The 20,474-nt window shown below is 64.0% G+C and carries 16 protein-coding genes; 8 read left to right on the forward strand and 8 right to left on the reverse strand.

Annotated features, from left to right (window positions below; genetic code table 11):
- Positions 1 to 173: 173 nt before the first annotated feature.
- From BMW89_RS30905 to BMW89_RS30925, 5 genes are read left to right on the forward strand one after another with little or no spacing between them, the layout of a single operon-like run.
- Complete coding sequence (locus BMW89_RS30905; RefSeq protein WP_092033215.1) at positions 174 to 1,967, forward strand: peptide ABC transporter substrate-binding protein; 1,794 nt, start codon at positions 174 to 176, stop codon at positions 1,965 to 1,967.
- A 30-nt stretch (positions 1,968 to 1,997) separates the two neighbouring features.
- Positions 1,998 to 2,957 carry an ABC transporter permease gene (locus BMW89_RS30910; RefSeq protein WP_092033219.1) on the forward strand — a complete coding sequence of 320 codons (960 nt, stop codon included), beginning with the start codon at positions 1,998 to 2,000 and terminating at the stop codon, positions 2,955 to 2,957.
- The gene (locus BMW89_RS30915; RefSeq protein WP_092033223.1) at positions 2,923 to 3,840 is read left to right on the forward strand and encodes an ABC transporter permease; all 918 of its coding nucleotides are present in this window, start codon (positions 2,923 to 2,925) and stop codon (positions 3,838 to 3,840) included. Before BMW89_RS30910 ends, BMW89_RS30915 begins: the two co-directional genes overlap by 35 nt.
- On the forward strand, positions 3,840 to 4,835 hold the full coding sequence (locus BMW89_RS30920) for an ABC transporter ATP-binding protein (RefSeq protein WP_092033227.1): 996 nt from the start codon (positions 3,840 to 3,842) through the stop codon (positions 4,833 to 4,835). Before BMW89_RS30915 ends, BMW89_RS30920 begins: the two co-directional genes overlap by 1 nt.
- Positions 4,832 to 5,800, forward strand: a complete 969-nt coding sequence (locus BMW89_RS30925) for an ABC transporter ATP-binding protein (RefSeq protein ID WP_092033231.1) — start codon at positions 4,832 to 4,834, stop codon at positions 5,798 to 5,800. Before BMW89_RS30920 ends, BMW89_RS30925 begins: the two co-directional genes overlap by 4 nt.
- A gap of 24 nt (positions 5,801 to 5,824) precedes the next feature.
- Here the strand turns inward: BMW89_RS30925 and BMW89_RS30930 are convergent, their stop codons facing one another.
- Together BMW89_RS30930 and BMW89_RS30935 are read right to left on the reverse strand one after the other, a co-directional pair.
- Entirely contained in the window at positions 5,825 to 6,415 is a 591-nt protein-coding gene (locus BMW89_RS30930) for an HAD family hydrolase (protein WP_092033738.1), read from the reverse strand.
- A gap of 157 nt (positions 6,416 to 6,572) precedes the next feature.
- Positions 6,573 to 7,604: a helix-turn-helix domain-containing protein gene (locus BMW89_RS30935; protein WP_092033235.1), complete on the reverse strand. Its 1,032-nt coding sequence runs from the start codon at positions 7,602 to 7,604 to the stop codon at positions 6,573 to 6,575.
- A gap of 307 nt (positions 7,605 to 7,911) precedes the next feature.
- Here BMW89_RS30935 and BMW89_RS30940 point away from each other — a divergent pair, with 307 nt between their 5' ends.
- Positions 7,912 to 11,235, forward strand: a complete 3,324-nt coding sequence (locus tag BMW89_RS30940; RefSeq protein ID WP_092033239.1) for an autotransporter domain-containing protein — start codon at positions 7,912 to 7,914, stop codon at positions 11,233 to 11,235.
- A gap of 3 nt (positions 11,236 to 11,238) precedes the next feature.
- Here BMW89_RS30940 and BMW89_RS30945 read toward each other — a convergent pair whose 3' ends face one another.
- Both BMW89_RS30945 and BMW89_RS30950 read right to left on the reverse strand, forming a co-directional pair.
- On the reverse strand, positions 11,239 to 11,460 hold the full coding sequence (locus BMW89_RS30945) for a dodecin (RefSeq protein WP_092033244.1): 222 nt from the start codon (positions 11,458 to 11,460) through the stop codon (positions 11,239 to 11,241).
- A gap of 218 nt (positions 11,461 to 11,678) precedes the next feature.
- The gene (locus tag BMW89_RS30950; protein WP_092033248.1) at positions 11,679 to 12,935 is read right to left on the reverse strand and encodes a glycosyltransferase family 87 protein; all 1,257 of its coding nucleotides are present in this window, start codon (positions 12,933 to 12,935) and stop codon (positions 11,679 to 11,681) included.
- A gap of 318 nt (positions 12,936 to 13,253) precedes the next feature.
- Here BMW89_RS30950 and BMW89_RS30955 point away from each other — a divergent pair, with 318 nt between their 5' ends.
- Positions 13,254 to 14,255 (forward strand): glycoside hydrolase family 16 protein, encoded by a 1,002-nt coding sequence (locus BMW89_RS30955; RefSeq protein ID WP_092033251.1) that lies wholly within the window; start codon positions 13,254 to 13,256, stop codon positions 14,253 to 14,255.
- A 2-nt stretch (positions 14,256 to 14,257) separates the two neighbouring features.
- A complete protein-coding gene (locus BMW89_RS30960) occupies positions 14,258 to 15,721 on the forward strand; it encodes a GH1 family beta-glucosidase (protein ID WP_092033255.1) in 1,464 nt (487 codons plus the stop codon).
- 9 nt (positions 15,722 to 15,730) lie between these two features.
- Here the strand turns inward: BMW89_RS30960 and BMW89_RS30965 are convergent, their stop codons facing one another.
- The 4 genes from BMW89_RS30965 to BMW89_RS30980 all read right to left on the reverse strand — a co-directional run bounded on the left by BMW89_RS30965 (position 15,731) and on the right by BMW89_RS30980 (position 20,410).
- Entirely contained in the window at positions 15,731 to 16,288 is a 558-nt protein-coding gene (locus BMW89_RS30965) for an HNH endonuclease (protein WP_018316280.1), read from the reverse strand.
- A gap of 193 nt (positions 16,289 to 16,481) precedes the next feature.
- Positions 16,482 to 17,459, reverse strand: coding sequence for a peptidyl-alpha-hydroxyglycine alpha-amidating lyase family protein (locus BMW89_RS30970; RefSeq protein ID WP_092033259.1), 978 nt, complete (start codon positions 17,457 to 17,459; stop codon positions 16,482 to 16,484).
- A gap of 17 nt (positions 17,460 to 17,476) precedes the next feature.
- Entirely contained in the window at positions 17,477 to 19,246 is a 1,770-nt protein-coding gene (locus tag BMW89_RS30975; RefSeq protein ID WP_143062861.1) for a flavin-containing monooxygenase, read from the reverse strand.
- Between the two features lie 78 nt (positions 19,247 to 19,324).
- A complete protein-coding gene (locus BMW89_RS30980; RefSeq protein WP_092033263.1) occupies positions 19,325 to 20,410 on the reverse strand; it encodes a DUF2855 family protein in 1,086 nt (361 codons plus the stop codon).
- Positions 20,411 to 20,474 lie beyond the last annotated feature (64 nt).

A 20,474-nucleotide genomic window follows, 5' to 3' on the forward strand; every position in this document is an offset into this window, starting at 1 on the left:
AACGCTTGGGCTGCGGAACGCGGTTTTGCCCAACGGACAGCCAGAACACCGTTTGCATACACACGGTCGCAGTTGACGGGCGGCCTATTCAGTGTGCCATCTACTGCCGAACAAAACCCGGCGGCCGCCTCGCGGTCGCCTGCATCCATACGGGAACCAGACGGGGGACAACCATGCTGGATAAAGAACTGCGTTCGATGATCGGTGACGTGAAGGGCGGGCGGATGGATCGCCGTGCCTTCATCCAGCGCCTGGCTGCCGTCGGTCTCACCGCACCCCTCGCCAACCAGATCCTCGCGCTTGGCGGCGTCGCCATGGCGGAAGGTGTCCAGACCTACAAGCCGACCAAGCGTGGCGGCGGCGGTGCGCTGAAGCTGCTGTGGTGGCAGGGCCCGACTCTGCTCAATCCGCATTTCGCCACCGGCACCAAGGACCAGGACGGATCGCGCCTGTTCTATGAACCGCTCGCCTGCTGGGATCCGGACGGCAACATGAAGCTGGTTCTGGCGGCCGAAACCCCCTCGGTCCAGAACGGCCTGCTCGCCGCCGACGGCACATCGGTGACGTGGAAACTGAAGCCCGGCGTGAAATGGCACGACGGCAAGCCGTTCTCGGCCGATGACGTCGTGTTCACCTGGCAATACGCCAAGGACCCGGCCACCGCGGCCGTCACGATCGCGACCTATCGCGACCTCAAGGTCGATAAGATCGACGATCTCACCGTCAAGATCACCTTCCCGCAGCCGACCCCGTTTTGGGCCGATGCGTTCGTCGGCGCCGGCGCCGGCCAGATCCTGCCGAAGCATCTGTTCGCCGATTACATCGGCGCGAAATCCCGCGACGCACCGGCCAACCTCGCGCCCGTCGGCACCGGCCCCTACAAGTTCCTCGAGTTCAAGCCGGGCGATCTCATCCGCGGCGTGATCAACCCCGACTATCACATGGCGAACCGTCCGCATTTCGATTCGATCGAGATGAAGGGCGGCGGCGACGCTGTCTCGGCGGCGCGCGCGGTGATCCAGACCGGCGAATATGATTTCGGATGGAACATCCAGGTCGAGGACGACGTGCTGCTGCGCCTCGAGAAGGGCGGCAAGGGCAGGACCGTCTACGCCACCGGCGGCGACACCGAGTTCATCGCGCTCAACTTCACCGATCCCAACGTCGAGGTCGATGGCGAGAAGTCCTCGATCAAGACCAAGCATCCGCTGTTTTCCGATCCAGCCGTGCGCAAGGCCCTGTCGCTGCTGGTCGATCGCGAGTCCGTCAAGAAGGCGATCTACGGCCGCGCCGGCCGCACCAGCGCGAACTTCCTCAATGGTCCCGAGAAGTTCGTATCCAAGAACACCACCTGGGAGTTCTCGATCGAGAAGGCCTCGAAGATGCTCGATGACGCCGGCTGGAAGCCCGGTGCAGACGGCATTCGCGAGAAGGACGGCAAGAAGCTGAAGATCGTCTATCAGACCTCGATCAACGGTCCGCGCCAGAAGACTCAGGCCATCGTCAAGCAGGCCTGCCAGAAGGCCGGCATCGACGTCGAGCTGAAGTCGGTGGTCGCCTCCGTGTTCTTCTCGTCCGACGTCGCCAACCCCGACACCTACCCCAAGTTCTACGCCGACATCGAGATGTTCCAGATCCCGCTGAGCCAGCCGGATCCGTCGCAGCATATGCGCCGCTATCTCTCGACCCTGGTGGCGAGCAAGGAGAACAAGTGGCAGGGCACCAACTTCCCACGCTGGGTCAACAAGGACTATGACGCCGCGATCAATGCGGCGGATAGGGAGATGGATCCGATCAAGCGCGCGGCGCTCTACGTCAAGGCTAACGACCTGATGTGGGAGGACACGGTGTTTATCACCGTGATGCATCGCCTCAAGGTCGAGGCCGCCGCCAACACGCTGCGTCCGGTGATCTCGGGCTGGGCCAACGAAACCGACAATCTGTTCGACTGGTACCGCGAGGAATGATCCCCCAATTCTAGCCGGGGTCCTTCCCTCATGAGTCAATATATCCTGCGTCGTCTGATGATCGCGATCCCGAGCTTGCTCGGGATCTCGGCCGTCCTGTTTTTCGTGCTGGCGCTCGCCCCTGGCGATCCGTTCTCGGAACTGGCGACCAATCCGAACGTCCCGCCCGAAGTGCAGGCCGCCCTTCGCGCCAAGTTCGGCCTCGACGATCCGATCTATCTCCGTTACGTGCACTGGCTCAACGCCATGGTGCACGGTGACTGGGGTTTCTCCTTCGTCAGCCGGATGAACGTCGACACGCTGATCCTTCAGCGCCTGCCGGCCACGCTCTATGTGATCGGCTCGGCGCAGATCCTGGCGCTGCTGATCGCGATACCCGTCGGCGTCTATGCCGCGACGAAGCCCTATTCGCTGTTCGACCAGGTCGCGAACACGCTTGCCTTCGTCGGTTTCTCGCTGCCGACCTTCTTCACCGGAATCCTGTTCATCCTGATCTTCTCGGTCACGCTGGACTGGCTGCCCTTCGTCTACACCACCGACATCAAGGGCACCGGCATCCGCTGGGTGCTCGAGATGATCCGGCAGGCAATCATGCCGGTGGCGGTGCTCGGCCTGTTCCAGGCGGCGTCGATGACCCGTTTCGTGCGCTCGGCGATGCTGGACGTGATCCGGCTCGACTACGTCACGACGGCGCGTGCCAAGGGCCTCGGCCAGGCCACGGTGATCGTCAAGCACGTGATGCGCAACGCCATGATCCCGGTGGTGACGCTGATCGCGCTGCAGATGCCCGCCGTGTTCGGCGGCGCCATCGTCACCGAGCAGATCTTCCGTATCCCCGGCATCGGCTCGCTGCTGATCACCTCCATCCTGTCCAACGACACGCCGGTGGTGATGGCCGTCACCTTCGTCTTTGCGTGCCTCGTGGTCCTGTTCAATCTCATCGCGGACGTCCTGTATGGCTGGCTTGACCCTCGCATCTCCCTCCGCTGAGCGGCGCACCTACTCGCCCTGGCGCGAGACGTGGCGGCGCTATAGCCGTCACAAGCTTGCCGTGGTCAGTGCGTTCCTGCTCCTCATTCTGATCCTGGCGGTGGTGGTCGGCCCCTTCATCTGGCGGGTCAAGATCGACGACATCGATATCGTGGCGGGCCTGCAGGGGCCGTCGCTCGCCCATCCCTTCGGCACCGACGATCTCGGCCAGGATATTCTGGCGCGCATGATCTATGGCGGGCGCATCTCGCTCGCGGTCGGGCTCGCCGCGATGCTGGTCTCGGTGTTCGTCGGGACGCTGATCGGCTCGCTTGCCGGGATGTCGCGGGGTGCGCTCGGCCACGGCCTGATGTGGCTCACCGATTTGTTCCTGTCGCTACCGCAACTGCCGTTGCTACTGCTGCTGATCTATCTGTTCCGCGATGGGCTGAAGCAGGCGTTTGGTCCGGAAGGCGGCATCTTCGTCCTGATCGTGCTCGTCATCGGCGGCTTGCGCTGGATGCCGGTGGCACGCCTTGTCCGCGCGCAGTTCCTGTCGATCCGCGAAAAAGAGTTCGTCGAAGCTGCCCGTGCGCTGGGTGCAAGCCCGGTGCGGCAGGTGGTGAAGCACATCCTGCCCAACGCGCTCGGACCGGTGATCATCGCCGGCACCATCGACGTCGCCGCCGCCATCATCGCGGAATCGACGCTGTCGTTCCTGGGCCTGGGCTTTCCGCCGGACACTCCGACCTGGGGGCGGCTGCTGTACGACGCCAAGGATTTTCTCGATATCGGCCCGCACTGGGCGCTGTTTCCGGGCGGCGCGATCTTCATCGCTGTGGTCGCCATCAACTTCATCGGCGACGGCTTGCGTGACGCGCTTGATGCGCGACGGGTGATCTGATGGCGCCGCTCCTCGAAATCAAAGGGCTGAAAACCCATTTCTCCACCGACGACGGCATTTTGCAGGCCGTCGACGGCGTCGATATCTCCATCAACCGCGGCGAGACGCTCTGCGTCGTCGGTGAATCCGGCTGCGGCAAGACTGTCACGGCGATGTCGATCCTGAAGCTGATCGCGATGCCGCCGGGCCGCATCGCGGCAGGACAGATCATCTTCGAAGGCCGCGATCTCGTGCCGTTGACGAGCAATCAGCTCGACGAGATCCGCGCCAAGGAGATCGGCTTCATCTTCCAGGAGCCGATGACCTCGCTCAATCCGGTGCTCACCATCGGCGAGCAGATCGCCGAAAGCCTGCGCCGCCATGAGAACGTCACCAGGAAGCAGGCGCTCGAGCGCACCATCGACATGCTCAAGCTGGTGCAGATCCCGAACGCCGAAGGCCGCGTCCACAACTATCCGCACCAGTTCTCCGGCGGCATGCGCCAACGCGTGATGATCGCGATGGCGCTCGCCTGCAAGCCGAAGCTGATCATCGCCGACGAGCCCACCACGGCACTCGATGTCACCATCCAGGCGCAGATCCTCGACCTCTTGCAGGACATGAAGGAACGCTTCGGCATGGCGGTGATGTTGATCACCCATGCCATGGGCGTCGTCGCCGAGACCGCGCAGCACGTCGTCGTGATGTATGCCGGCAAGGTAGTGGAGGAGGCTGATGTCGACGCGCTCTTCGCCGATCCGGGCCATCCCTATACGCAGGGTCTGATCCGTTCGATTCCCCGCATCGATCTCGCTGCCGAGCACAAGGTGCGACTGGAGTCGATCCCCGGCTCGGTACCGATCCTGATCAATCCGCCGGTCGGCTGCCGTTTTGCTCCACGTTGCCGTCATGCCATGAGCGTCTGCACGGACAAGGAGCCGCTGTTGCGCGAAATCGCGCCCGGCCATCGCATGGCCTGTCACCTGGGAGATACGATTCTGGGAGCCGCGTCATGAGCGAACCCTTGCTCCGCGTTAGCGGCCTGAAGAAACATTTCCCCGTACTCGGCGGCCTGCTGTCGCGCCAGGTCGGCAGCGTCTATGCGGTCGACGGCGTGTCGTTCTCGGTCAACCGCGGCGAGACGCTCGGTCTCGTCGGTGAATCCGGCTGCGGCAAGTCGACGACGGGCCGCTGCGTGCTGCGCCTGATCGAGCCGACCGACGGCGAGGTCACTTTCGACGGCCAGGACGTGCGCAAGCTCGGCGGCAATGATTTGCGCGCGATGCGGCGGAACATGCAGCTGGTGTTCCAGGACCCGTTCGCCTCGCTCAATCCGCGCATGACGGTCGGCACCATCCTCGGTGAGGCCCTTATTATTCATAAGCTTGGTTCATCCGCCAAGGAGCGTGAGGAGCGCGTCGCCAGCCTGCTCGTGAAGGTCGGGCTCAAGGCCGAGCACATGCGCCGCTACCCGCACGAATTCTCCGGCGGCCAGCGCCAGCGCATCGTGATCGCGCGGGCGCTCGCGGTCGAACCCAAATTGATCGTCTGCGACGAGCCGGTGTCCGCACTCGACGTGTCGATCCAGGCCCAGGTCATCAACCTGCTCGAAGACCTCCAGGCCGAGCTCAATCTCACTTATCTCTTCGTCGCGCACGACCTCTCGGTGGTCGAGCATATCTCCGACCGTGTCGCGGTGATGTATCTCGGCCGCATCGTCGAGCTGGCGAAAGCCAGCGACCTCTACCGCAACCCGCAGCATCCCTACACCAGGGCGCTGTTGTCAGCGGTGCCGGTGCCTGATCCAAAACTCAAGCGCGAGCGTATACGCCTCAAGGGCGACGTGCCGAGCCCGATGAAGCCGCCGTCGGGCTGCCATTTCCACACCCGCTGCCCGATCGCCCAGCCGCGATGTTCGGAGAGCGCGCCGGAACTGAAGGAAGGCGCCGGCGGGCACTTCGTGGCGTGTCATCTCGCCTGAGGCCGCGCAAAGCGGAATGCGTGTTCATTTGTCGTGAAGCAGCCCGTGCTCCGAAAGGGCCTGCTTGAAAGCTTCCACTGAATTGTGGTGATGCGCGAACAGGCCCGCCTCGCGCGCGCCGGCAACATTGGCCGCGAGATCGTCGACGAACAGGACGCGCTCAGGCATCACGCCGAGCTCCGACAGGCAGAGGCGATAGCAGCGCGGATCCGGCTTCGCCGTCTTGAACTGGGCCGAGGTGTAGATCCGGGAGCCGAACAGCGGACGCAATTCCGGCAGCAGCGTGTCGATATGGTCGGCGACCAGCGTCGTGTTGTTGGTCAGGACGGCAATGTCGACGGTCTTGCGCAGACGGTCGACAATCTCCAGCATCGCGTGATCGACCCGCATCGAGCGGCGCCGCGCTTCCACCCATTCGTCGAGTGACAGCGGATAGCCGATGCGTTCGCCAAAGCTTCGCAAATAGTCCGCGGCATCGAGAGTGCCGGAGTCGCCGAGCAGCTCGAAGCCGCTGTCCCAGATCGCCTTGTGGACGGATTCGCTGCTGGTCCCCGCAAGCTCCGCGAGACAGGCCACCCGCTTCGCCCGGTCGTAGTCGCAGAGCACGTTGTCCATGTCGAAGAGGACGAGCTTGATTCCATCAGTCACAGCGGCACTCGCGGATTGGCCGAGCCTTTGGCCGTGATCGAAGTCATATCCTGCTCGAGCGCCGGCGCCAAATCCGAGATCGACGCCGGATCGCTGTGATGCTCGTGCCGAGAGTGGTCCGTCCCTACGGCTGCGATGTGCGGCGGCGGGCCAGTTGGTGCAACACCGTGTCGATGGCCGGGACCGCCCCGGTTTCGCGGAGCCAGGTATCGGCCAGCTCCCTGAGCTCGCCCGGTGTCAGCCCGAATTTGCGGCGGAAGGCGCGGATGAAGGTGGAGTCGCTGCTGAACCGCATGCCGACGGCGAGGTCGATCAGCCGCGTGTCCTGCGCTGCCGGGGACAACAGCTGCCGAAAGGCAAGATTGAGCCGCTGCTCTCTCACGTAATGCGCCAGCCCGTCATCCGCCTCGAACAGCCGGTAGAGGGTCGCGCGCGAGATCTGGAAATGGCGGCATAGCTCATCCGTGGTGAGCGCGTCGGTCTCGAGATTGTTGGCGATGTGGCGTTTGATCATCGTGAGATAGAGATGCCGCTCGGCGCGTTCGACACCTGCCGTAATGTCGGCCGTGCCGCCGGCGACCGCGGCAACGAGGTCGGCGATCGCTTCGATCGTGGCCTCGGTGCTGCCCATCTCGGGCTCGGTTGGCAGCGCGAGCGCCGCGTAATGGCTGGCGAGCAGGCGCGCGTGAGGGTGGTCCGACGGCAACAAGGTTGCTGTTGCCGAATCCGGATGCGCGAGCCGCGGCGCCAGCATTGACCGTTGCACAATGATCGCCATCAAGCGGGTACGCCCGCCGCCCCCGCGAAGCACCGTCCAGTTCGGTTGCGCCATGTCGATCAGGCAGATGTCGCCGGGCCCCACCGTCACCTCGCGCCGACCGGAGCTGAACCGCATCTCGCCTTCGATGCAGAGGGCGATCTGAAAGTGATCCATCGCGCCCCGGGCGATGTGCGCCGGCGTCCGGTCATATTGCTGGTCGCTCGCGCGCGTATCGACCAGCAACGCATTGCCGGTCATTATCGTCACGGTGGTGACATGGAAGTCGTCCTCCGCGGTGAGCGGAATGACATCGCAGATGTCGGCCGTCATAGCGCGCAACAGCCTTAGCGCATGCACCCCGCGCCCAGGCATGTCCGCCGGGATATTTTCGTTCACGGCCGTCTCGTCTGCATCACTCTACGACGGGGCCGCACCGCCCGGGATATTCGAAGACCGGCAGCACACCAACATCGCTTCGGCATGTAGCCATTGGGAAATCAGTGCGCAAGCGACATGGGCAACGCCGCCGGTCGGATTTGCGTGCCCCGCGCAGAATTCGCGCTGATGTGCCGTACATGCATCAGTGAGTGTCCAAATCCATGACTGAGACACCAGGCACATTGTGCGCGCGGGCGGTCTGCTAACGATCTGTTTGTTGTCGCGTGTTCGTTCGCGGCAAGATTCTTCGTCCGAGGCTCTCTTCATGACGACCAGATTGCGCCCGCCGTCCTGCCTGTCGATTGGGCGGACGGGCTCCCGGCTTGCGGCCCGCCGGCGGAGCCTGCGTCGCTCGCAATCGCGCGAGCCCGGTGGCGGGCTCATCGGGAAAGCGCGGGCCTGCCGGATTCTCGCCGTAGCGATCTTGCCGTATCTCGGCTCGACGTCGGCCGGCTTGGCTCAAATCGACAATTACGGGATTTGGACCGGGATCAACACCTCGCCCGGGCAGGCGATCGAATTCGACACCCTGACGAATGCTACGATCGGATCGATCGTTGCAATGGGCGGATTGCCTCAGAACGCCGTGTTCTCGCCTGATGGCCGTTTCGCCTACGTCGTCGCAGCCGCTGGCGAGGTCGACGTCATCGATGTTATCAGCCGAAATGTCGTTGCAATCATTCCGGTTACCGGTTCCTCCTTTGGACTGGCTCTCAGCCCGGATGGCGCGAGCCTCTACGTGACATCCCACGCAGGCAATTCAGTCACCGTCGTCTCGACTGCAACCAATCAGGTGGTCGGCTCACCCATTACGGTGGGGGCGGGTCCCTACGGGGTTGCTGTCTCGCCGGATGGAGCCCGGATCTATGTCGCAAACGAATCCGGGGGCAATATCTCGATCGTCGATACGGCGTCGAAAGCCATTATCGGCACCGTCACCGTAGGGTCGTCGCCTTCGGGAATCACAGTGTCGCCCGACGGCGGCAAGATTTACGTGGCCAGTCAAAGTGGGAGTTTCGTCTCCGTGATCGATGCGGGGTCGCAGTCGGTGGTTGCAACAATCCCGGTCACGGCAGCGCCCCTGAGCGTTGCGGTCAGCCCGGATGGCTCACGGCTGTATGTGACGACCCAAACCAATCAGCTCGTGGTGATCAACACGGCGACGGATACCGTGATCGCGGGGGTGACGTTGCCCGGCTCCAGCGCCGGCGTGACCGTGACGCCCGACGGAAGCCGCGTCTATGTTACGAGCGGAGCTGCGGTCTACGTGCTCGATACGACAACAAACACGATCGTGGGCACGGTCTCCGTTCCCATCGCTGACATCGGCAATGTCGGTACTGCTTTCCTCGGGCCGAACGTCATCGTCGCGCCGGGTGGGGCGCTCTCGGTTGCCAGTGACGCGGCGCTGACCACACTGGGCTTCGGGCAATACATCAATTTCAACGGTGGCACGCTGCGCTTCACGGGCGCGTTCAGCAGCGCGCGGACGGTCTCGTTGCTGGCCGGCGGCGGCACCATCGACACCAATGGTTTCAACGCGACCCTGTCGGGCCAGATCATCAACACGGGATCGCTGACCAAGGCGGGCATCGGCACGCTGACGCTGACCGGCGCCAACACCTACACCGGCGGGACGTTCGTCAACGCCGGCACGCTTGCGCTCAGCGGCATCGGCACATTGGGCGACGTCACGGGATCGACGACGGTCAACAGCGGCGGCGCGCTCGATCTCGGTGGCACGACGCAAACCCAGAGCGCCGTAAGTCTCAACGGCGGCACGCTCCAGAACGGCGGTCTCAACGCACCCATCACCTCGACCGGCGGCATCCTCAACGGCATCGGCGGCACCGCGAGCCTGACGACGACGGCCGGCCTCACCGTGCTGCTCGGCACCAACGGCTATACCGGCGCGACCACGGTGAACGGCGGGGTGCTCGACGTCGAAGGGACGATCACCGGCACCTCGGCGGTGACGGTGAATGCCGGCGGCGTGCTGATGGGATCTGGTACCATCGACCCGCTGGCGGTGACGATTGCCGCCGGCGGCACCTTCGCGCCGGGCAACGGCACGCCGGGCAGCTCGATGGGCATTATCGGAAATCTCGTGCTGCAATCGGGCGCGATGTACCTGGTGCAGATCAATCCGGCGACGGCGTCTTATGCGAACGTGAGCGGTAGCGCGACACTCGGTGGCGCCACGGTGAATGCGGTGTTCGCCACCGGCAGCTACATCGAGAAGAAGTACACCATCCTCACCACGGCCGGCGGCGTCTCCGGCAGCTTTGCATCGACGGTCGCCAGCACCAATTTGCCGGCGAACTTCACGACCGCTCTCAGCCAGGATACCGACAACGCCTATCTCAATCTCTCGCTCGCCTTCGTTTCCCCGCCGAACTCGGGCCTGAACGGCAACCAGCAGGCCGTGGCGAACACGCTGGTCAACTCCTTCAACACAAATGGCGGCATCCCGCTCGTCTATGGTGGAATGACCGCGGCGGGCCTGACCCAGGCTTCCGGTGAGCTCGGCACCTCCTCGCAGCAGACCACCTTCAATGCGATGGGCCAGTTCATGGGCCTTCTCACCGATCCCTTCGCGGCGCGAAATGGCGGTCCGGGTTCGTCCGGAGGCGCGCAAGGGTTCGCGGCGGAGGATGGCGAGCCGACCGCCTACGCCGCGCGCAGGCGCACCGACGCGTTCGCGATGGTCACCAAGGCGCCGCCGCAGAGTTTCGAGCAGCGCTGGAGCGTGTGGGCGACGGCCTTCGGCGGCGCGCAAGCAACAGTCGGCGGTGCGGTGACGGGGTCGAACGATACGACGAGCCGCATCGCCGGCACCGCAGTCGGCGTGGACTATCTGCTCTCGCCAAACACGCTCGCGGGCTTCGCGCTCGCCGGCGGCGGCACCAGCTTCAACGTCGCGAACGGCCTCGGCTCCGGCCGCTCCGACCTGTTCCAGGCCGGCGCCTATCTGCGCCACAACAACGGTCCGGCCTATGTCTCGGCAGCGCTGTCCTATGGCTGGCAGGACATCACCACCGATCGCACGGTGACGGTCGCAGGCGCCGATCGCTTGCGCGCCGAGTTCAACGCGAATGCCTGGTCGGGTCGCCTCGAGGGCGGCTACCGCTACGTCGCGCCCTGGATCGGCGGGATCGGCATCACGCCCTATGGCGCGGTGCAGTTCGTCACCTTCGATCTGCCGGCCTATGCCGAGCAGGTCGTCGCCGGCAGTGCGGCCTTCGCTTTGAGCTACTCCGCCAAGAGCGTGACCGATACGCGCAGCGAACTCGGCCTGCGCACCGATAAATCCTTTGCGGTGCCGGACGGCGTGCTGAGCCTGCGCGGCCGCCTGGCCTGGGCGCATGACTTCAATCCGGATCATTCGATCGCCGCCACCTTCCAGGCACTGCCGGGCGCGAGCTTCGTCGTCAACGGCGCGGCGCAGGCGCATGATTCCGCGCTCACCACCGCAGCGCTCGAGATGAGGTGGTCGAGCGGCTGGTCGGCTGCGGCGACGTTTGAAGGCGAATTCTCGAACGTCACCCGCAGCTACGCCGGCAAGGGCAGCGTTCGTTACGCCTGGTGAGCCTCACCCCTCCAGTGTGAAGCCCACCCGCAGCGTCACCTGGTAGTGGCGTACGGTGCCGTTTTCGATGTGGCCGCGGGTCTGCACCACCTCGAACCACTTCATGTCGCGAATGGTTTTGGCGGCGCGGCTGACGGCGCTCTTGATCGCATCCTCGATCGACGTGTCGGACGAGCCGACGAGTTCGAGGATCTTGTAGACGTGATCCGTCTCGGCTGTGGGCATGGCGCGTCTCCCCTTGGTTGCGCTGCGGCACCGCTGCCGCCAGCGCCCTCATCTGAACGAGCGCCAGCGTTTCCGGTTCCATCATCCGCGATGGCCGCATGTGCGAGGCGAGGTGGAGCGCGTCGCGCCCGCTGCTAAGCGCGGCTCATGGATTCGGCGCGGCGCGACAGGACGATCGTCTCTCTCTGCCTCGGCGTGACGCTGGCGTTGCAGCGGGTCTAGAGACGCTGTGGTGCAGCTTGCGGCAAGGCAGGCGCAGGCTGCGTCCGGCGCCACAGCAGTGTCAGCAGGAGAGCCAGCAATGCCATCAGTGCGAAGCCGCCGAGGGCTGGTGCGAAATGTTGATCGAGATCGGCCTTCTGCCCGAACTGCGCCGCAAGCAGCGCCGACTGCAGCAGACCATAGGCTCCCGCGAGCAGGATCAGCCCGTAAATGACGTTGCGCTCGCGAGGGCTCGCCATCTTGGGAAGATCGGGCAGGACCAAAGCGAGACCGATCCCGAGTATCGGCAGGTCATAGTCATAAGCGTAGGGACTGATCATCACCGATACCATCACGGTGACGCCGAGAGCGAATTTGGACGAAGCGCCGCGCATCGTTCCGAGAACGACAGCGAACAAGGCCAGCCCCGCAACGGCCGTCTGTCCCCAAAAGGCGGCGCTTGCGGGAAAGCCGGCCTTGTACAGTGCCGCATAGGTCGAGATCATGCGGAAGAGCGGATAAAAACCCTGATCGAGATAGCTCGCCGATACTCTGATTGCCCCTAACCATGCGAACCAGATCTGCCAGCCGAACAGGAGTGTGCAAAGCAGGGAGCTCGCCAATACGACGGCCGCAGCCGTTCCGAGCGCAATCCAGCGCCGTGTCACGAGCAGACAGACGCCGGCGGCAATCGCAAGATGCGGCTTGATCACCATGGCGCCAAGTGCGAGGCCGGCCAATAGCTGCCGCCGTTCGACGTTGAGGCAGACGAGTGCGATCAGCGCGCCGGTGAGAAAGCCATTCTGCCCGCATCCGATGTTGATCGCGAGCGCCGGAAGCAGGACCACCAGCACTTGCGCGAAATTCACGCCCGAGATCGCGCGCAGGGTTACGAGATAGAGCGCGAGTGTTGCGGTGGTGAACAGGAGATAGCCGACGCCGACCGGCAGGAACGCGAACGGCGCGAGCAGGAGACCGTATTGTGGCGGATAGGTCCAGGGCATGAATCGGGTCATGCCTCCGGCTGCCTCCATCTGCATCTTCAGCAGCGCCTCGAAGTGATAGACTTGGTCGAGGTCGCCGCGCCAGACGCGCTGCGCGACGATGTGGAAGGCGTCGAAATCGGCGAGGTCGCGATCCGCCCAGCCGCCCCAGCGGGCGAACCAGAACGTCTTGAACGCCACCATCGCCGCCAGCGTTACCAGCACGAAACGTACATAGGTCGTCCGCTTCGACGGCGAGAACTGAACCTGTTCCAGTGTTTCGGCGAGCATGGGGGCGGCGACCTCGAACCTGACGGATTGGGGCCGGGCGGGCAGGTCCGCAGATCCCTGCCAAACTGCCATCGGAGGCTTAAGGGACGGTAACGAATCCGGAAGACTTTCGGCGGCGGCGCCTCCCTGGCGGAATGGGGGCGCGGGGATCTGGCCCGGTTCGTCGCCGGTCTTGCGCCGGGATGACTCGATTTTCGGCCGCTCGACGTAAGAGACGTCTTTTCGAAATCGCCCGCGGGCGTCGGGTGGGCTCGCTTGCCCGTTCGGGGGGAGGCGAGCTAACCTCGGTGAGTTTCCCAGCATGTTCGATGTGCGGTGATGATCGAGCGTTGGACGAAGGGCGCTCTGGTTGCGATCGGCCTGTCTGCCGTGCCGGCGCTTGTTGTCGCGCAGGACGAGCTTCATGACGCGCCGCGCGGCCTGTCGCTGCAAGTCACCACCGATCCTTCCACGATCGCGTGCCGGAGGCTGGAGAGCGTCAATCCCGCCTCGCTCGTGTTCCTGCCGTTGCGCCGGACTTTCAACGATGATTTCGACGAGCATCCGCTGTCGCACGGACGCTGGGTGCCGCACTATGCCGGCGGCGCGGCGTGGCCGGAGGCGCGCTATTGGGGCGGCGACGGCTCCGACTTCAAGCGCAAGACCAGTGCTAACGGCGAGCAGCAGATCTATGTCGATCCGCGCTACGCTGGACGTGCCGGGGCGCCGCTCGGACTCGATCCCTTCAGGGTCAAGGACGGCGTGCTCTCGATCGTCGCCAGCCGAACGCCCCCGGAATTGAAGCCGCTGCTGTTCAACAACGATTACATCTCGGGAATCCTGACGACGCAGGGCACGTTCGCGCAGAAGCACGGCTATTTCGAAATCCGTGCCAAGGTGCCGGTCGGCCATGCGGTGTGGCCGGCGTTCTGGATGCTGGCGGATGATGGCGGCTGGCCGCCGGAGGTCGATGTGCTGGAAGGCCGCGGCGAGCGGCCCGGCGATCTCGTGATGACCACGCATTGGCGGATTCCGTCGACCCAGAAGATACAGTCCTGCGGCTTCGACTTCGCGGTCGGCGATGCCTCGAACGCCTTCCACAATTACGGTGTGCTGTGGGAGGACGATCGCCTGGTCTATTTCATCGACCGCGAGCCGGTGTCCGATATCAGGGTTCCCATTGGCTTCGATGATCCCATGTACATGATCGTGAATCTTGCGATCGGATCGAAATTCTTTCCCGGCGTCAGTCCTGTGGATGCGGAATCGCCACCGAGCGTCGCGTTCGAGATCGATCGGATTTCCGCCTATCAGATCGATATGGAGCAGGCGCGGAGATAGGGATGTTCGCAAAAGTCTCGCGGCGCGATTTTGCAAAACTCGCGGGCCTTACCGCGCTGGGCGCAGCGGCGGGCGTCAGGGCAGCGGAAAATGAGACGCCCGCATCGGTCGAACGAGGCGCGCCCTTCCCGAAGGATTTTCTGTGGGGTACGGCGACCTCATCCTACCAGATCGAAGGTGCCGTCAACGAGGACGGCCGCGGCGAGTCGATCTGGGACATCTTTAGCCACACGCCCGGCAAAATCGAGGATGGCTCCACCGGCGATCGCGCCAACGAGCACTATCATCGCTACAAGGAAGATGTCGCGCTGATCAAGGCGCTCGGCGTCAAGGCCTACCGTTTCTCGATCGCATGGCCGCGGGTGTTCCCCGAAGGAACGGGCCAGCCCAATCCGAAAGGGCTCGACTTCTACAACCGCCTTGTCGACGAGCTGCTCGCGAACGGCATCGAGCCCTATGCGACGCTCTATCACTGGGACCTGCCGCAGGCGCTCCAGGACCGCGTCGGCGGATGGTCATCGAGTGATACGTCGAAAGCCTTTGCCGACTACGCGTCATATGTCGCCGTGCACCTGACCGATCGCGTCAAAAATATCTTCACCGTGAACGAGGTCGGGCGTTTCGTGAACTTTGGCTATGGCTGGGGCATCGATGCGCCCGGCCTCAAGCTGCCGGCGGCCCAGCTCAACCAGGCCCGCCATCACGTTGCGCTGGCGCACGGGTTGGCGGTGCAGGCGGTCCGCGCCTCCGGGCGCGCGGGCACCCGCGTCGGTGCGGCCGAGAATATCGCTGCCTGCGTGCCCGCGATCGCGACACCAGAGAACATCCGGGCCGCCGAGATCGCGACGCGCGAGCTCAATGCCGGCTTCCTCGGCGTGGTGCTGGAGGGCAAATACACCGACGGCTTCCTCGCCTATGCCGGCGCCGACGCGCCCAAGTTCACGGCCGAGGAATTGAAGATCATCGGCACACCGAACGATTTCGTCGGCCTCAACATCTACGCGCCGCAGTTCTATGTCACCGCGTCCGACCGCGCGCCCGGCTTCCATGTGCTGCCGTTCCCGACCTCGTTCCCGCATATGAATTCGGAATGGCTCCGCGTCGGTCCTGAAGTGATCTACTGGGCGCCGCGCCTTGCGGCAAAGATATGGAACATCGAGAACATCTACATCAGCGAGAACGGCACCTCGTCCGAGGACAAGATCGCCTCCGACGGCCAGGTATACGATCTCGACCGCATCATGTTCCTGCGCAACTATCTCACCCAGATGCAGCGGGTGGTCGCCGAGGGCGTGCCGATCCGCGGCTATTTCCTCTGGAGCCTGATGGACAACTTTGAATGGATCTTTGGCTACGGCAAGCGCTTCGGGCTCTACCGGGTCGACTTCGAGACCCAGGCGAGGGTGCCGAAGCTGAGCGCGGCGTTCTATCGCGACGTGGTGGCGAGGAATGCGATTGGGGTGTGAGACCAGCCCCTACGGATCCAGCTCCGTATCCCAGTACAGATAATCCAGCCAGCTATCGTGCAGATAGTTCGGCGGGAACAGGCGGCCGTTGCGGTGGAGCTGGTGCACGGTCGGCGCGAACGCGTGCTGGCGTGGAAACATTTTTGCCTGCACCGGGGTGAGATTGCCCTTGCGCAGATTACACGGCGAGCATGCCGCGACCACGTTCTCCCAGGTGGTCTGGCCGCCTTTGCTGCGCGGGATGATGTGATCGAAGGTGAGGTCTTCGGGCGAGCCGCAATATTGGCAGGCGAAACGATCGCGCAGGAAGACGTTGAACCGGGTGAAGGCCGGATGCGTTGTCGGCTTGACGAAGGATTTGAGCGAAACGACGCTCGGCAGCTGCATTTGCAGCGTGGGGCTGTGAACCGCCTGATCGTAATGCGCGACGATGTTGACGCGATCGAGAAACACCGCCTTGATCGCGTCCTGCCACGACCACAAAGACAGTGGGTAGTAACTCAGCGGCCGGAAGTCCGCGTTCAGGACCAGCACCGGCCAACTGCCTTGCGAGACATGTGCGTTCAAGTAACGCTCCTGGCCTCCATGTACGCTGCGAAGCAGCATGTATTGACATACTACATGCAGCGTGACGGGATTGTGAAGCCCGTTGAGCGACTTATTCGGGTGCAAGCAATGCGGCGGCGGGGTGGCAAGCGCTCAAAAAGCCGCGATTGGGGAGGGGCTCAGGCCTGAAACGTCCCGATGGGGTCGCAGTGCCTCACTCCCGCACCCGTTCCAGCTTCTGCAGGCACCGCGTTGCGCGCACGACCGCCGGCATCTCCTCGTTCGGAAAGCTCGTCGTCCAGTTGGTGACGCCGACCTCGCCGACATAGATGTCGCCCTTCGAATCCAGTGCGATGCCATGCGGCGCCAGGAATTTGCCGCTGGCAACGCCCGGACCTTCTTCGCCGCCGAGCCGTGCAATGCGTTTGCCTTGCGCATCGACGATCGACAGCCGCGGGCCGAGATTGGGCACATTGCGGTTGATATCGAGGCCCGGGCCAAGCTCGCCGATCACGAAGGTCGGGTTCTTGGTCCCACCGCAGCAGCACAGCGCGCAGGGCCGGTGCAGATTGTTCCACTGCGTCTCGTACTTGCCCTCGCCGTTGAACACCTGAACGCGATGGTTCTCGCGGTCGGCGACATAGACCCAGCCGTCGGCATCGGTAGCGATATTGTGCACGATGTTGAACTGGCCGGGATCGGTGCCCGGCTCGCCCCAGCTTTTGATCAGCTTGCCGTCCGGCGTGTATTTGTGCACGCGCGCATTGCCATAGCCGTCGGAGACGTAGATCTCGCCCTTCGGCGACAGCGCGGTGTGGGTGCATCGGTGGAACGGCTCGCCGCTCATGAACGGCGCCGGCTTTTGCGGGATCCCGATCGTCAGCAGCACCTTGCCGTCGGTGGTGCATTTGCGCACGGTGTGGTCGCCGTCGTCAGTGCAATAGAGATTGTCGTCGGCGTCGATGTGCAGGCCATGGGCGCGGGAGAACAGGCCTTCGCCGAAGCTGCGCAGGAAATTGCCTTCGCGGTCGAGCACCACCATCGGATGGGCGCCGCGGTTGAAGACGTAGACGCGATCCTTGCTGTCGACGGCGACGGATGCAACGTCGGTCAGCGTCCAGCCGTCCGGCAGCTTTGCGAAATTTTCGACGACGCGGTAGCGGTGCTCGCCGGTGCCGAGGATGGCTGGCATTGGTTTTTCTCCTCTCGTCATTCCGGGGCTCGCCCCAATATCCCTTCCTCGATCGCCTTGATCTGGAGTGCAAGATATTTCGAGTTGATCCGGCACTGCGCCAGGCTGCCGGCGATGAACCACAGGCCGGGCTGCCCCGTGCGCGCATACATGTTGCGCAGTTCGAGCCCGTCACCAAAGCCCCAGACCGGGCCGACGCGATCGGCCACGCCATCGCCGAACAGCTTTCGCACCAGATATTCCTGCGGCTTGTAGCCGGTCGAGAGCACGATCAGGTCGGCGGGAATGGTCGAGCCGTCCTTCATCCGCGCGCCGTCGGCCGTGAAGCCTTCGATATCGGAGAACTGACTGAGTTTGATCGCGCCCTCGACAATGAGGTTGGAGCAGCCGACGTTGAAATAATAGCCGCCGCCACGGGTGAGGTATTTGAACTGCCAGCCGGTGCCGTCCTCGCCGAAGTCGAGCTTGAAACCGAGGCGGGCGAGGCCGTCCAGCAGCTCCTTGTCGAGCTCCTTTGATTGCTCGGTCAGCATCACATGGGTTTTCTTGGCGAGCGGCGTCGGCATCGAGGTGGCGATCAGATCATTGTCTTCGAGCGTGCCCTCGTTGTAGGTCGCGTACGCAAGTTGCGCCGACGGCTCGATATTGGTGACCAGCGTCGGTGAGCGCTGCACCAGCGTCACCGCTGCGCCGCTGGAGCAAAGGTCCTGCGCAATGTCGTGGCCGCTATTGCCGGTGCCGATGACGATCGCGCGCTTGCCGGCCCAGTTCTCGCCGTCCTCGTAGCGGCTGGAATGCAGCAGCGCGCCCTTGAAATTGTCGAGGGTCGGAATGTGCGGAATATTGGCGATGCCGCTGACGCCGGTCGCCATGATCACGTGGCGAGGATGCATGGTGTGCTTGCTGCCGTCGGCGCGCCGCAGCGTCACCGTCCAGCTGCCTTTTGCCTCGTCGTAAGAGCCGCCCTCGAACTCGGTGCTGGTCCAGAAGTTCAGCTCCAGCGCGTCGACATAGGCTTCGAACCAGTTGGCGAGCTTGTCCTTGGGGATATAGGTCGGCCAGTTCGGCGGGAACGGCATGTAGGGCATGTGATTGACCTGCACCTGGTTGTGCAAGGTCAGGGCGTGATAGCGCTTGCGCCAATTGTCGCCGATCCGCGTCTCGCGATCGACGATCAGCGTGTCGATCTGCAACTGCTTCAGCCGCGCTGCGATCGCGAGCCCGGCCTGGCCGCCGCCGACCACCAGCACGGTCGGGTCACGATCGGCGTAATCGCGCGAAGCGTTGCGCAGATCGAGCCAGTTCGGTCCGCGAAAATCGCGCGAATAGGCCTGGCCGCGCGGTCGCGAAATGCCGAGTTGTTCTTCGAACCCTTTGAGCTCGTCGAGTGCGGTGAGCAGCGTCCACGCCTTCAGCCGATCGCCGTCGGCGGGATCGGGCACCAGCCGGACGATACCGCTGCCGCGGCCGCGCCCGGTCTCGAAATTGAAGATGGCTTCGATATTGTTGGTGCCGGCGCGCGTTACCCAGCGCGGGGCCGCGCGGTTAGATGCGATCTTGAAGCTGGTGGCTGCCGCCTTGGGTGCGCGCGTTGTGAGCTCCCCCGCAATCGTATCCCGCCCGGCAAGCGTTTGCAGGTTCCAGCTCAGCGCCAGCACATCGCGCCAAAAGCTGTCGGCGAGGAAGAGATGGCCGAGCTCCGCCGGATCAGGCTGACCCAGCGTGCGCTCGAACCCGCCGAGCCAGGCTTGCGCGGCGGCGGAAATATCTTTTGTACGATCCAGCATGTGCGACCTCGTGGCCGTCTTCGCGGCGTTTCCTCTTGAGGTCGACGCTATACCGGTTCGGCAGTCGTCAAAAGCGCTTTACCCGAGCAGAGAGAGCATGTGGCCCTGCTCAGGCGGAATACGGCCCTTCAGCGTGTCGAGATAGACCTGCCGCACCGCCTCGGGGCCGCGACCCTCGATCACGCTCAGGCACTTCTCCAGCATCGGCGCGAAGCCGGACCACGCTGCGCCAAAACGCTGCTCGATGCCGCCAGGGCCCCACTCCTTGGCGCGCTTGCGGATCTGGTCGGGCGCGAAGAACCAGCGCGGCTTTGCACCGGGCAGCTCGCCTTCGTCGGCATCGGTCGCGCGATGCGTCAAACCGACGCGCACCGAGCATTTCATCTGGTCACCAAAGTGGCGGTGTAGTCCGGCGCGGAGTGCGCTGTTGCCGGCCATGTCAACGAAGGCAACGGGCGCATCCGATGGCAGCGACGTCACGCGGTCATAGGTGACGACCTCGTCGTAACATCCGAGCGAGGTGACGAAGCCGGTATTGCCTGATGAGGTCAGGCCGATCACTTTGCGCCCGCGCGTGTGCAGCTGATGCGCGAGCCCGAACGCGGTTTTGCTCGAGGCGCTCGAGAGCAAAATCGTGCGTGCGCCAAAGTCGTCGTTCTCGGCAAGGAAGTCGTCGACCAGGAATGACGGCATGAACAGCGGCCGCAGCAGCGCCTGGTAGTCGCCTTGCCTGCCCGCATAAGCGGGGTCGCCGCCGACGCGCGCATAGGCATTGTAGACCGGCGCCACGCCCTGGCGGTGCGCTGCGCCATCGCGCAAGCCCCGCTTGCTGACGTCGGTGGCCTCGATCACGAGATGCGTTGCCATCGGGAAATAGCCGAACAGCCGCTCGCCGACCGGGATGTTCGGATGCTTCGAGGCGATCACCTCGCCAAAGCCCCACACCGGAATGTTGCCGAAGCCGCTCGGTGCAGGAAAGAGCTGCCAGTATTTCAGCTCGTCGCCCATCACCGCATAGGTGATGTTGTTGGCGGTCAGCGCGAAGCGGTCGATTTTCACCAGCAGCGCATCCTGCGGCAGCGCATCTGTCGCAGGCAGCCCGGTCGCGATCGACTTACAGGTTTCGAGATCGTCCCGTGCAACGATGAAGTCGGTGGCTGTCATGATGTCAATCCCGGCTCTGCTCCGCGCCGGCATCTCATCGACGATGGGCGCCCCGTTTGCAACC

The sequence above is a fragment of the Bradyrhizobium sp. OK095 genome, assembly GCF_900109945.1.
In the GTDB taxonomy this organism is placed as follows: domain Bacteria; phylum Pseudomonadota; class Alphaproteobacteria; order Rhizobiales; family Xanthobacteraceae; genus Bradyrhizobium.